This is a genomic window from Phytobacter cepae (genome assembly GCF_054165735.1).
On sequence record NZ_CM135107.1, the window covers coordinates 1,047,676 to 1,060,624 of the forward strand.

Sequence of the window (12,949 nt, forward strand, 5' to 3'; positions counted from 1 at the left end):
ACGAAACAAGGTAGGCCTGATAAGCGAAGCGTCATCAGGCAAGGTAAAAGTGAGGAACCTATGTCCGTACTCGATCTCTCTGCTCTGAACGCTTTGTCGAAAGAGGAGCTTGCGCTTGCGCTGGCTGATGCCAATGCGCACCTGGAAGCAAAAACCGCTGAAGAGCGTGTGGCCTGGGCACTGGAAAATTTGCCGGGTGAATACGTTCTGTCGTCGAGCTTTGGTATCCAGTCGGCGGTGAGTCTCCATCTGGTGAATCAGGTTCGCCCGGATATCCCGGTTATCCTCACGGATACCGGTTATCTGTTCCCGGAAACCTATCGGTTTATTGATGAGCTAACGGACAAGCTCAAGCTGAATCTGCAAATCTTCCGTGCGCCACAAAGCCCTGCCTGGCAGGAAGCGCGGTATGGCAAATTGTGGGAGCAGGGCGTTGAAGGAATTGAAAAATACAACGACATCAACAAAGTTGAGCCAATGAACCGTGCGCTGAAGGAGCTTAAGGCGCAAACGTGGTTTGCGGGCCTGCGCCGTGAACAGTCCGGTAGCCGCGCAAATCTGCCGGTGCTCGGTCTCCAGCGCGGTGTATTCAAGGTGCTGCCAATCATCGACTGGGATAACCGTACCGTCTATCAGTACCTGCAAAAACATGGGCTGAAATACCATCCATTGTGGGACGAAGGCTATCTCTCCGTTGGCGACACCCATACCACGCGTAAATGGGAACCCGGCATGGCGGAGGAAGATACCCGCTTCTTCGGACTCAAACGTGAGTGCGGTCTGCACGAAGGCTGACATTGGTCTCTGCATTAAATGCTTAAACGCCCTGCTAATTGCCGGGCGTTTTTTGTTTGTGAAAGGGGCTGTAGCGGTGAAACGTGATATTACCCATGGCGCATATTCTTTTAGTCAGTAAAATCAACGTGTTATTGCTCTTAAAAAATCGGGATAAGTTGGTGGAATTTTGATCGGGAGTATTTCTTTTTAATATCAGATAGTTATGGTTAGAGTGTTCCCCGCGCGAGCGGGGATAGACCGCCGCAGCGAGTTATAACCAGGACGTCTACGGCGTGTTCCCCGCGCGAGCGGGGATAAACCGCGCCAGTACAGCCTGGAAATGCTTCAAGAGCAGTGTTCCCCGCGTCCGCGGAGTTGAGCACAAACGGCTTTGTTATTCACTGAAGTCCGGGCAAGCAGTTTACAGCGTCAGCGCGATGCGTTTACCGTTTGGCAGAGTAACATCCAGCGCCAGCTCGCCACCTAATGCAGCAACATAACGTTTTAACGTCGATAATTTGGGATCGTTGTCCACATTTTCCATTTTTGCAATAGACGGTTGTTTAACTCCTAACGCAGCGGCTAATTGCGTTTGCGATACAGCTAGCTCCTCGCGCAGTTTTGCCAGGGTAAGTTCCTGGCGAATTTCATCGGCTCGTGCGTTAATACGTGCGCGGCTTTCAGGTGAACGTTTTGCCAGCATCTCGTCAAGCGTCGCCATCTTTTACCTCCGGTGATTTCAGATGCGATTTGAATTCAGCATCTGCGATTTTAATCATGCGTTTGTAGAACAACTTATCGTCTTCGCCCTTCTTATCCCCCGCGCAAAGAATAATGGCTTTACGTTCTGGGTCGAAGGCAAAGAACGCGCGGAATGGGTGACCTGCAACCTGTACCCGCAATTCTTTCAGATTCTTATAATTTGAAGCCTTGATCTGATCTACCTGGGGGCGGCCCAGTGTCGGACCATGCTCAGCCAGGATGATGAGGTAGGCTAAAAATTCCTCCTGAACTTCTTCGGCTTGCTCGCCGAACCAGGTATCAAACAGATTCCGTGTCACGATTTTCCAACCCAATTTCCCAATCTCCTATAACCTGCGGGTTATAATTATATTATAGCCTGTAGGTTATAGGTACAACTCATTTTTAGAGCAATAGCCGGACGAATCTAGAATCATTAAAATTACTTTACATATACAACAGGATATAAACCTATTGTATTAAAACAGATTCGCCAGCACGGAGAGTGCTTCTTTAGAAATGGATACGGTGTCTCAATGGGAAAGATGATTTCGCGGTCAGAGCCGACCAGCGAGTGAGACGTGCTGCCCGCACGAGCGGGGATAAACCGGTCATGATGAGCGTGACCAGCAACATCGGAACTTCTTGCCCATATCTCCGGGGTTAACCCAGCTTACTGCCAGCGCTTGAACGCGCGTTTTTTTCGCTCCCGGTCGCCCGGCAAGGTCTGGTACAGATTAAATTGTGTAGTCAAATGGTAGTTATGACATGTAAAAAGATTATTCATTTAGCGATGTTATTTTAAGTTGATTGATTTTATTGATATACCCATTTGCTAAAGTGACGCAGTCAATAAATATAAATGCTTTTTGTGATGCGCTTGTAAATTAATTGCATAAGTATCGTATTGTGATCACGGTAATTTTGATCGTTAATATTCAGGAAAGCATTATTGGTAAAGAGTGCTCTATTCAGTTAATGTAAATACAACGGGTCCAGGAAACAGTAGAATCTCACGTTTTATTTAAAAATTTCATTCACATGATGTGCGTCAAAAAATTTTGATAATAAAACAGACATTATTCATCTATTGCATCGGGTATTAAGTGAGTCTGGCATGGATTTTTATCATTATTGGGGGAAAACCCGGAAGGGAGAAAAAGAGGGGGGTGATGATTATCATCTGCTCTGCTGGCATTCTTTAGATGTCGCGGCCGTGGGTTACTGGATGGTAAAACTTAATATTCACGGTATTGCTGATTATCTTAAAAGAATAGGGTTGAGTGATAATATTCAGGCGGCTCAATTTTTTGCCTGGCTTCTTTGCTGGCATGATATCGGGAAATTTGCCCATTCTTTTCAGCAAATTTACACTCACGTTAATCTGGATACTCAAACCGAATTAAAAAAGAATTATGAGAAACTCACTCATGCCACGCTCGGTTACTGGTTATGGAATGATTATTTAAGTGAGTGCCATGAACTTTTCCCTGCATCTTCATTACCTACTCGAAAACTAACTCGCGTGATAGGCCATTGGATGCCGATGACAACCGGGCATCATGGTCGCCCACCCGATCAGATTGGAGAAGTGAATAATTTCCGCCAACAGGATAAAGAGGCTGCGCGTGAGTTTCTTAACGAGATTAAATCACTTTTCCCGCAGATAAATATTCCTGAGTCCTGGGATGATGACGAAGGCATTGCGTTACTCAATCATCTTTCCTGGTTTATTTCGGCATCGATTGTTCTTGCCGACTGGACCGGATCTTCGGTTCGCTTTTTTCCACGTCTCTCTGAAAAAATGCCAGTCGAAACATACTGGCGGGAGCATGCACTGGTCAAAGCAGAAAAAGCGATGGCTATTTTCCCTCCTTCTTCTCAGGTCTCCTCTTTTACTGGCATAACTACATTATTTCCATTTATTCAGTCACCCACACCGTTGCAACAAAAAGCCCTTGATCTGGACATTAATAAAGAAGGCGCTCAGTTATTTATTCTTGAAGATGTTACCGGAGCGGGAAAAACTGAGGCCGCGCTTATTCTGACCCATCGCCTGATGGCGGCAGGTAAAGCGAAGGGGCTCTATTTTGGCTTACCGACAATGGCTACTGCCAACGCCATGTTTGATCGTCTGGCGCAAACCTGGCTGTCGCTGTATCAGCCCGATTCTCGGCCCAGCCTGGTTCTGGCGCATAGCGCGCGCGGCTTAATGGATAAATTTAATCAGTCACTCTGGTCGGGTGATTTGTCGGGTTCAGAAGAGCCGGATGAATTACAAGCTTTCAGCCAGGGATGCGCCGCCTGGTTTGCCGACAGCAATAAAAAAGCGCTATTGGCTGAAGTGGGCGTTGGCACGCTTGACCAGGCGATGATGGCGGTGATGCCGTTTAAGCACAACACCCTGCGGCTATTGGGGTTGGATAATAAGATCCTGCTGGCGGATGAAATTCACGCTTACGATGCCTATATGTCGCGAATTCTCGACGGCTTGATTGAAAAACAGGCCTGCTACGGCAACACCACCATTCTTCTTTCCGCCACCTTATCGCAACAGCAACGAAATAACTTAGTGGCTGCATACGCTCGCGGCACGAAGAGCAAGGCGCAGGCACCGTTGCTGGGCTATGACGAGTATCCCTGGCTGACTCAGGTCGCCGGGGCAGAGGTGATTTCTCAACATGTAAAAACCCGCAAAGAGGTGGAACGTAGCGTTCAGATTGGCTGGTTATACAGTGAACAGGAATGTATTGAACAGATTGAGCAGGCGGTACGCAATGGCCGCTGCATCGCGTGGATACGCAACTCCATCGATGATGCTATTCGCATCTATCGCCAGCTATTTTCCAGAGGTGTAGTCACGGCCGAAAATCTCACGCTGTTTCACAGTCGGTTTGCTTTTCACGATCGCCAGAGAATCGAAACCCATACGCTGGAACTGTTCGGTAAAACGAGTCATACAGGACGCGCCGGGAAAGTCATCATCGCCACGCAGGTTATCGAACAAAGTTTGGACATCGATGTTGACCATATGATTTCGGATTTAGCCCCGGTGGATCTGTTAATTCAGCGTGCCGGACGGTTACAGCGGCACATCCGTGATGGCAAGGGGCAGCTTAAAACCTCAGGGCAAGACGAACGTAACGCACCGGAACTGCAGATTTTTGCGCCTGAATGGGATGACGCTCCGCAAAAAGACTGGTTATCCAGCGCGATGCGCAACAGCGCTTATGTCTACCCCGACCATGGTCGGCTGTGGCTGACCCAGCGCGTGTTGCGTGAACAGGGCGAAATTCGGATGCCGCAATCTGCCCGACTGCTCATTGAATCCGTCTATGGCGACGAAATAGAAATGCCTGAAGGGTTCAAAATATCGAGTCAGCAGCAGGAAGGAAAAGACCTCTGCGACCGCGCATTCGCCCACCAGGCCCTTCTTAACTTTGAACCAGGGTACAGTCCTGAAAGCAGTCATTTTCTCCCCGAAAAGCTTTCCACTCGTCTGGCGGAAGAGTCCGTCGTCCTGTGGCTGGCAAGGATCGTTGATGGGGCAGTTAGCCCCTATGCGCCGGGAGAACACGCCTGGGAGATGAGCGCACTGCGGGTACGCCAGAGCTGGTGGAACAAACATCGCGAAGATTTCACCCTGCTTGAAGGTGAATCGATTCACCAATGGTGTGTTGAACAACATCAGAATAAAGAGTTTGCGGTGGTGATTGTTGTATCGGATTTGGAGCCGTGTGGCTATTCAGCGGATGAAGGACTGATTGGTAAAGTTGGCTAGAGTGCCCGGAGCCGGATGGCTCCGGGGCTTATCCCCGCTGACGCGGGGAACGGAACGGCAACTTGCATACGAACTTTTGTGGCAAGCGGTTCAACCCATAATCAAGGGAACTGATTTAGTCTAGCAAGTCTATGGCGTGATATCTTGAATTTGATATAGAACATTTTTTGCAAGCATATCTTTTTATGTTTTTGAAGAGTAGTATCCCTCTAACTCTTATGGATTAGGCTCCAGAGCCCTCCATATGAAGAGATGCCCTGAAGCCCAATCACGTTTCGCAGCTTGATCATACTTCCAGGGCTTGGTTGTTATCAAGAGTAAGGAAGCTGTATGGAAAATAAACCAAACCGTTGCAAACGCCTGTGCTGTAGTTTGTTGATTCAGCTAGGCAATAAGCTGTCAGTGAGCTTTCAACTGTCAGTCCGTTAATAACAAAGGGAACACTTTTGCGCCAGGGATGGCGCATCAGTTAAGGAAAAGGCATGTTTCCGATAAATTTAATTTCAACCCCCTGGCTTCCTGTTCGTTTTAAAGACGACTCTACGGGCAAGCTGGCACCCGTCAATCTGGCGGATGAGAACGTGGTGGATATCGCTGCTCCTCGCGCGGATTTTCAGGGCGCGGCCTGGCAGTTTTTGCTGGGACTGCTGCAATGCAGCATGGCGCCGAAAAACACTGCTCGCTGGGAGGATACCTGGTATGACGGACTGGATGCAGAGACGCTTCAGCAAAAGCTGAAAGCGCTGGAGCCTGCCTTTCAATTCGGTGCTGAAACGCCTTCTTTTATGCAGGATTTCGAACAGCTAAGCGGCGACAAAATTGCTATCGCCTCTCTGCTGCCAGAAATCCCCGGCGCGCAAACCACCAAACTGAACAAAGACCACTTTGTTAAGCGTGGGGTTACAGAACATCTTTGCCCGCACTGCGCAGCACTGGCGCTCTTTTCATTGCAACTCAATGCGCCATCGGGTGGTAAGGGTTATCGCACCGGCCTTCGAGGCGGCGGGCCAATGACCACGCTGATTGAATTGCAGGAATATGAGGGCAACCGGCAAACGCCGCTGTGGCGTAAGCTGTGGCTTAACGTCATGCCGCAGGATAGTGGCAAAATGCCTGTCCCCGAAAAATTCGACGAGTCTGTTTTCCCCTGGCTTGCGCCTACTCGTACCAGCGAACTGGCAAATGCCGTCACGACGTCAGGGCAGGTGAATGAACTTCAGGCCTATTGGGGAATGCCACGGCGTATTCGTATTGATTTTGATGCCACTCATTCAGGCTGTTGCGACATCTGTGAAACTCAAAGTGATGAATTATTGAGCCTGATGACGACAAAAAACTACGGCATTAACTATGAAGGCTGGACACATCCATTAACGCCGTATCGCAGAGCGTTGAAAGGCGATGAGGTAAAGTTTTCCGTTAAGCCGCAGCCCGGCGGGCTTATCTGGCGCGACTGGTTAGGTTTGAGCCAGAAAAACACTTCGGAAAATAACCACGAGATTCCCGCGTTAGTCGTCAGAACCAGTAATGCCAATAAGTTCAAGAACATCAAAGTGGGGCTTTGGGGCTTTGGTTACGATTTCGACAATATGAAGGCTCGCTGCTGGTATGAGCACCACTTCCCGCTGTTATTGACCAAAAACATCATCCCCACTTTACGCTCGGCGGTACAAACTGCCTCGCGCAACCTCAGCCTGTTACGCAGCGCGTTAAAAGAGGCATGGTTCGATGATGCCAAAGGTGCGCGTGGAGATTTCAGTTTTATTGATATCGATTTCTGGCACATCACGCAGGCGCGTTTTCTGGCGTTTTTACGCGATCTTGAAAGCGGCCAGGATGCCGATAAAAGACTCAGTCAGTGGCAAAAGGATATCTGGCTGTTTACCCGGCACTACTTTGATGAGCATGTTTTTACCAACCCTTACGAAGGTGCCGATCTTAAACGCATCATGCTGGCGCGTAAAAAATATTTCACGACATCGGCGGAGAAGCAGAGCGCAAAAGCCGCCAAAGCAAAAAAGCAGGAGGCTGCTGAATGAGTATTGTGAAGGAAGACCATAAAACCACGCTGCGCCGATGGCATGAGGCGTTACAGGAAAAACGTGGCCTGCGTGCCAGCCTGAGGCGCAGCAAAACGGTGAATGAAGCCTGCATGTCTGAAGGGTTCCGTTCTCTGCTGCAACAGACCCATACGTTATGGAAGATTGAGGGACAAGAGTGGCGTTTTACTGCGTTAGCTCTGACGGCGGCGCTGGCTGCACACGTCAAATCGATTGATGAACGCCAGTCGTTTGCAGCACAGCTTGGCCAGATGACCGGCAATAACCCGGTGATGTCTGAGCTGCGTTTCGCCCGGCTGTCAGCGGTGAAAACCCCTGATGAACTGTTGCGCCAGCTACTGCGTGCGGTGCGTTTGTTGAAAGGCTCCGTGAATCTTCCGTCACTTGCAGACGACACCTTCCACTGGTGCCGGGAAAACGACGAACTGCTAAACCATATCCGCCGCCAGCAGCGGCCAACTGAATTTATTCGTATCCGCTGGGCGCTGGAGTATTACCAGGCCGGTGAAGCCGATAACGACAATAACGACGATCAATAAGGGACTATCAGATGACTAAATTTATCCAGCTTCATTTACTGACTGCTTATCCTGCCGCCAACTTGAACCGCGACGACACCGGTTCACCAAAAACGGTGGTGCTCGGCGGCGCGACACGTCTGCGGGTTTCTTCACAAAGCCTGAAGCGCGCATGGCGCACATCTGAACTTTTTGAGCAAGCGTTGGCCGGAAATATTGGTATCCGTAGCGGACGTATTGCGCGCGAGGCGGCGAAGATCTTAGTGGAAAGCGGCATTGAGCCGAAAAAAGCGGTCGATTACGTCAAAAATATCGCCAAGTGCTTTGGCAAGGTAAAAGAAGAAAAGAAACCAAAAGATGATCTGACGAATGCTGAAACTGAGCAGTTGGCGCACATCAGTCCTGCCGAGTTTGACGCGGTGAAGGCGCTGGCGCACCGTCTGGCGGAGGAAAAACGTCCTGCGACGGAAGAGGAAGCTGCGCTGTTACGCCAGGATCGCATGGCCGTCGATATCGCGATGTTTGGCCGTATGCTGGCAAATAAACCTGAATTCAACGTCGAAGCTGCCTGTCAGGTCGCACACGCTTTCGGCGTGAGCGAAACGATTGTAGAAGACGATTTCTTTACCGCTGTTGATGATCTTCGTAAGAGTTCACTGGAAGATGCCGGTGCCGGACACCTCGGCGAAGCCGGATTCGGCTCCGCGTTGTTTTACACCTATATCTGCATCGACAAAGACCTGCTGGTGCAAAATCTCAACGGTAATGAGGAACTGGCAAACAAAACGCTGCGCGCCTTTACCGAAGCCGCGCTGAAAGTCTCTCCGACCGGTAAGCAGAATAGCTTCGCCAGCCGCGCCTATGCCTCCTGGGCGCTGGCGGAAAAAGGCACTGAACAACCGCGTTCCCTCGCCGCCGCGTTTTACAATCCGATCAACGGCACTAATCAACTGGATGTCGCTGTAAAACGTATTACTGAACTGCGAGAAAACATGAATGAAGTCTATGCGCAAAAAACGGATTTCATCGACTTTGACGTTATGAAAAAGAAAGGAAGCATTACAGACGTGCTTGACTTTATCTGCGCGTAAGGGGTGGCTATGAGCCAATATCTGGTTTTTCAGCTTCACGGGCCGATGGCCTCCTGGGGTGCCGATGCGCCCGGCGAGATACGCCATAGCCATGAGCTGCCATCACGTTCAGCGTTGCTGGGATTACTGGCGGCGGCGCTCGGTATCCGTCGTGATGAAGAAACGCGATTGAGTGCGTTCAATCAGCATTACTCTTTTCTGCTGTGCGCCAGTCAGAACCCGCGTTGGGCGCGGGATTACCACACGGTTCAGATGCCAAAAGAGGTGCGTAAAGCCCGCTATTTCAGCCGTCGTGAAGAGTTGAGCGATCCTGAACTACTGAGCGCGCTGATCTCAAAAAGGGATTATTACACCGATGCCTGGTGGATGGTGGCGCTTGCGCAAACGCCTGATGCGCCTTACTCGCTTGAAGAATTACAAGAGGCGTTACAACATCCTGTATTCCCGTTATATCTGGGGCGAAAAAGTCACCCGCTGGCTTTGCCACTTGCGCCGTTGTTGCTGGAGGGGACCGCGCCGGATGTGCTGAACGAGGCGTATCGCCAGTATCGGGAGAAGTTCAACGTGATAAAGCTCCGGCTGGCGAAACTGCAACCTGAATGCTGGTGGGAAGGCGAACATGAGGGACTGGAAGCCAACAAGATTTTACGTCGTCGTGACAGACCAATGAGCCGCCAGCATTGGACGTTTGGCGAACGCGTCGTCAGTCAAGGGTCGCTGCTTATCAAGGAGGAGCCGTGTATCTCTCAAAAATAACGCTGCCTACCGGCCAGCTTTTACCTTCGCAACTGCTGCAACTGGTGGATCGCGGAGAATATGTGATGCATCAGTGGCTCTGGGATCTCTTTCCTGGAGGGCGGGAGCGGCAGTTTCTTTATCGTCGGGAAGAGATGCAGGGGGCATTCCGATTCTTTGTGCTCTCTTTGTATCCGCCTGCAGATAGCGAGATTTTCGACATTGAATACCGTTCGTTCGCACCGGCATTAATCGCCGGGCAGATGTTGCGTTTTACTCTCCGGGCCAACCCAACAATTTGCAAAGCCGGTAAACGTCACGATCTGTTGATGGAGGCAAAGCGTCAGGTGAGGGGGCAGGTTGATGGCCCGGATATCTGGCAGCACCAGCAGCAGGCCGCGCAAGTCTGGTTGACACACCAGGGCGAGAAGAATGGTTTTTCGTTGCAAGAAGTGAATGTGGATGCTTATCGGCAGCAACAGACGAGCCGATCGAAATCCAGGCAAACCATTCAGTTCAGCAGCGTGGACTATTCCGGTGTACTGACAGTTAACGAGCCAGCATTGTTCCTGCAACGGCTGGCGCAGGGATACGGCAAAAGCCGTGCGTTTGGCTGCGGGTTAATGTTGATCAAACCCGGAGACGGAGCGTGACGTTTGTTCCGTTAAGCCCCATTCCTCTGAAAGATCGCACCTCGATGATATTCCTCCAGTACGGTCAGGTTGACGTACTGGATGGCGCATTCGTGTTGATCGATAAAACCGGCATTCGCACACATATCCCTGTGGGTTCGGTAGCCTGCATTATGCTGGAGCCGGGAACGCGGGTTTCACACGCCGCTGTGCGTCTGGCTTCTACGGTCGGTACGTTGCTGGTTTGGGTAGGGGAGGCGGGCGTGCGTGTTTACTCGTCTGGCCAGCCTGGTGGCGCGCGGGCGGACAAATTGTTGTATCAGGCGAAGCTGGCGCTGGACGATGATTTGCGTTTGAAGGTGGTGCGCAAGATGTATGAGCTGCGTTTTCGAGAGCCGCCGCCAGCACGACGATCGATTGAGCAACTGCGTGGTATCGAGGGCGCTCGTGTCCGCCAGACATACGCAGTATTAGCAAAACAGTATGGCGTGAAGTGGCATGGTCGTAACTATGATCCCAGGGATTGGGAAAAGGGTGACGTCGTAAACCGGTGTATCAGTGCCGCGACGTCATGCCTGTACGGAATAACTGAAGCGGCAGTGCTGGCGGCAGGCTACGCACCAGCGATTGGTTTTATCCATAGTGGCAAACCTCTCTCGTTCGTGTATGACATCGCTGACATCATTAAATTCGAATCTGTTGTCCCTAAGGCATTTGAAATTGCTGCTCGTACTCCCTCTGAGCCCGATCGCGAGGTCAGGCTGGCCTGCCGTGATATTTTCCGTAGTACAAAACTGACTGGAAGGCTGATCCCACTTATTGAAGATGTCCTTGCTGCCGGTGAAATTGAGCCGCCGCAACCCGCGCCAGATATGTTACCTCCGGCTATTCCCGAACCGCAGTCAATGGGGGATGGCGGGCATCGGGGGCACGGCTGATGAGTATGGTGGTCGTTGTTACTGAAAATGTCCCACCGCGCCTGCGTGGACGACTTGCCATTTGGTTACTGGAGATTCGGGCCGGTGTGTATGTTGCTGATATTTCAAAACGTGTGCGAGAAATGGTCTGGCAACAGATTTCCCAATTAGGGGGCGAGGGCAACGTGGTCATGGCCTGGGCCGCAAACACAGAGTCCGGTTTTGAGTTTCAAACCTGGGGGGAGAACCGACGCATTCCGGTAGATTTGGATGGCCTGAGATTGGTTTCCTTTCTTCCTTATCAAAATCAATAGGTTATGTGTTCTTTAACAAGGTGGAATTGTTACCATTAGGTTGGTAGATTGTTTTATGTGAAAAAAACCAATATAAAACAGGCGTATACCTTAAGAGTGTTCCCCGCGCCAGCGGGGATAAACCGTATTTGCGGATAGTGCCTACTCGTTGCAGGCCGTGTTCCCCGCGCCAGCGGGGATAAACCGGTTAGCCAATTTCGCCAGCGTCTTTGTCGGCGGTTTATCCCCGCGCCAGCGGGGATAAACCGGAGATGGTCCCAGGTTCGAATCCTGGATCTACGTGTTCCCCGCGCCAGCGGGGATAAACCGTAAAGATCGATGGCGTCTTTGTTATTTAAATCGTGTTCCCCGCGCCAGCGGGGATAAACCGTCGTTAGGAATGGATGTCGGTGTTGGGTTGGTGTGTTCCCCGCGCCAGCGGGGATAAACCGGACATCGACTTTTCTAATTTGGCTTCGTTGTAGTGTTCCCCGCGCCAGCGGGGATAAACCGAGAAATCCTTTTCAATCGGCACTTATCCATCAGTGTTCCCCGCGCCAGCGGGGATAAACCGCCATCTGAGCTGGTGGCCACCGGTGCCATACTGTGTTCCCCGCGCCAGCGGGGATAAACCGCTCTCGATGACGTAAATGTGCTGGGGGTTGTAGTGTTCCCCGCGCCAGCGGGGATAAACCGCGGTTTTGAAATGCATTGGGTTTCTTATAAAGGTGTTCCCCGCGCCAGCGGGGATAAACCGCGCCCCCGGTGGAAATACGGGTAAAGCTGAGAGTGTTCCCCGCGCCAGCGGGGATAAACCGAAAAAGCCGCACTAGGCGGCTGATTTGAACCAGTGTTCCCCGCGCCAGCGGGGATAAACCATATCCAACATCATTACGGTATCGACCAGTTCCGTGTTCCCCGCGCCAGCGGGGATAAACCGGTGAGGTATTTGCACAGCTAGTCAAGGGGGCTGTGTTCCCCGCGCCAGCGGGGATAAACCGAATACTGTCTCTTTCTTCTCTTCCACCTCGTAGTGTTCCCCGCGCCAGCGGGGATAAACCGAGATGCATTCCCTGGGAGTCGTGGGAAGAGGAGTGTTCCCCGCGCCAGCGGGGATAAACCGGCCCGTGCACTCCTGGCGGCGCATGAGCAAGAGTGTTCCCCGCGCCAGCGGGGATAAACCGCTTCTTCAGGAACAACTTGCGACCGGCCAGCCGTGTTCCCCGCGCCAGCGGGGATAAACCGTGAAGGAGTGCCGGGCTAACCCGTTCCGGGATGTGTTCCCCGCGCCAGCGGGGATAAACCGCCGGTTTGAAGGCCAGCACGATAAATCGCGATGTGTTCCCCGCGCCAGCGGGGATAAACCGCAGTTGCACAGATACACGCTTGCCTGGCATGTGTGTT

The 12,949-nt window shown here is 51.4% G+C and carries 11 protein-coding genes and 1 CRISPR repeat array (1 of these 12 cut by a window edge); of the genes, 9 read left to right on the plus strand and 2 right to left on the minus strand.

Features of this window, described 5'->3' with window-relative positions; genetic code table 11:
* Positions 1-60 precede the first annotated feature (60 nt).
* Positions 61-795, plus strand: coding sequence for a phosphoadenosine phosphosulfate reductase (gene cysH, locus ACUY4Q_RS04945; RefSeq protein WP_458045969.1), 735 nt, complete (start codon positions 61-63; stop codon positions 793-795).
* A gap of 403 nt (positions 796-1,198) precedes the next feature.
* On the opposite strand, the gene ACUY4Q_RS04950 is transcribed toward cysH, so the two are convergent.
* Both ACUY4Q_RS04950 and ACUY4Q_RS04955 read right to left on the minus strand, forming a co-directional pair.
* On the minus strand, positions 1,199-1,498 hold the full coding sequence (locus ACUY4Q_RS04950) for a helix-turn-helix domain-containing protein (protein WP_458045970.1): 300 nt from the start codon (positions 1,496-1,498) through the stop codon (positions 1,199-1,201).
* The gene (locus ACUY4Q_RS04955) at positions 1,485-1,838 is read right to left on the minus strand and encodes a type II toxin-antitoxin system RelE/ParE family toxin (RefSeq protein WP_458045971.1); all 354 of its coding nucleotides are present in this window, start codon (positions 1,836-1,838) and stop codon (positions 1,485-1,487) included. The genes ACUY4Q_RS04950 and ACUY4Q_RS04955 overlap by 14 nt, the downstream gene beginning before the upstream one ends.
* Positions 1,839-2,635: 797 nt before the next feature.
* Between ACUY4Q_RS04955 and cas3 the strand changes: the two genes are divergently transcribed.
* From cas3 to cas2e, 8 genes are all read left to right on the plus strand, one after another.
* Positions 2,636-5,299: a CRISPR-associated helicase Cas3' gene (cas3, locus tag ACUY4Q_RS04960; RefSeq protein ID WP_458045972.1), complete on the plus strand. Its 2,664-nt coding sequence runs from the start codon at positions 2,636-2,638 to the stop codon at positions 5,297-5,299.
* 482 nt (positions 5,300-5,781) lie between these two features.
* Positions 5,782-7,338 carry a type I-E CRISPR-associated protein Cse1/CasA gene (gene casA, locus ACUY4Q_RS04965; RefSeq protein ID WP_458045973.1) on the plus strand — a complete coding sequence of 519 codons (1,557 nt, stop codon included), beginning with the start codon at positions 5,782-5,784 and terminating at the stop codon, positions 7,336-7,338.
* The gene (casB, locus tag ACUY4Q_RS04970; RefSeq protein WP_458045974.1) at positions 7,335-7,898 is read left to right on the plus strand and encodes a type I-E CRISPR-associated protein Cse2/CasB; all 564 of its coding nucleotides are present in this window, start codon (positions 7,335-7,337) and stop codon (positions 7,896-7,898) included. The genes casA and casB overlap by 4 nt, the downstream gene beginning before the upstream one ends.
* 11 nt (positions 7,899-7,909) lie before the next feature.
* Positions 7,910-8,968: a type I-E CRISPR-associated protein Cas7/Cse4/CasC gene (cas7e, locus tag ACUY4Q_RS04975; RefSeq protein ID WP_458045975.1), complete on the plus strand. Its 1,059-nt coding sequence runs from the start codon at positions 7,910-7,912 to the stop codon at positions 8,966-8,968.
* Positions 8,969-8,977: 9 nt separating this feature from the next.
* Positions 8,978-9,724 (plus strand): type I-E CRISPR-associated protein Cas5/CasD, encoded by a 747-nt coding sequence (cas5e, locus tag ACUY4Q_RS04980; protein WP_458045976.1) that lies wholly within the window; start codon positions 8,978-8,980, stop codon positions 9,722-9,724.
* Positions 9,706-10,356 carry a type I-E CRISPR-associated protein Cas6/Cse3/CasE gene (gene cas6e / locus ACUY4Q_RS04985; protein WP_458045977.1) on the plus strand — a complete coding sequence of 217 codons (651 nt, stop codon included), beginning with the start codon at positions 9,706-9,708 and terminating at the stop codon, positions 10,354-10,356. Before cas5e ends, cas6e begins: the two co-directional genes overlap by 19 nt.
* Positions 10,353-11,273: a type I-E CRISPR-associated endonuclease Cas1e gene (gene cas1e / locus ACUY4Q_RS04990; RefSeq protein WP_458045978.1), complete on the plus strand. Its 921-nt coding sequence runs from the start codon at positions 10,353-10,355 to the stop codon at positions 11,271-11,273. The genes cas6e and cas1e overlap by 4 nt, the downstream gene beginning before the upstream one ends.
* Positions 11,273-11,566: a type I-E CRISPR-associated endoribonuclease Cas2e gene (gene cas2e, locus ACUY4Q_RS04995; protein ID WP_458045979.1), complete on the plus strand. Its 294-nt coding sequence runs from the start codon at positions 11,273-11,275 to the stop codon at positions 11,564-11,566. Before cas1e ends, cas2e begins: the two co-directional genes overlap by 1 nt.
* A 96-nt stretch (positions 11,567-11,662) precedes the next feature.
* Positions 11,663-12,949: a CRISPR direct-repeat array (repeat unit 29 nt; unit sequence GTGTTCCCCGCGCCAGCGGGGATAAACCG); it runs 573 nt beyond the window's last position.

Bases quoted from the DNA above. Each gene is read 5' to 3' on its own strand.
- cysH (WP_458045969.1), top strand. From the start codon at position 61: ATGTCCGTACTCGATCTCTCTGCTCTGAACGCTTTGTCGAAAGAGGAG.
- ACUY4Q_RS04950 (WP_458045970.1), bottom strand. From the start codon at position 1,498: ATGGCGACGCTTGACGAGATGCTGGCAAAACGTTCACCTGAAAGCCGC.
- cas3 (WP_458045972.1), top strand. From the start codon at position 2,636: ATGGATTTTTATCATTATTGGGGGAAAACCCGGAAGGGAGAAAAAGAG.
- casA (WP_458045973.1), top strand. From the start codon at position 5,782: ATGTTTCCGATAAATTTAATTTCAACCCCCTGGCTTCCTGTTCGTTTT.
- casB (WP_458045974.1), top strand. From the start codon at position 7,335: ATGAGTATTGTGAAGGAAGACCATAAAACCACGCTGCGCCGATGGCAT.
- cas7e (WP_458045975.1), top strand. From the start codon at position 7,910: ATGACTAAATTTATCCAGCTTCATTTACTGACTGCTTATCCTGCCGCC.
- cas5e (WP_458045976.1), top strand. From the start codon at position 8,978: ATGAGCCAATATCTGGTTTTTCAGCTTCACGGGCCGATGGCCTCCTGG.
- cas2e (WP_458045979.1), top strand. From the start codon at position 11,273: ATGAGTATGGTGGTCGTTGTTACTGAAAATGTCCCACCGCGCCTGCGT.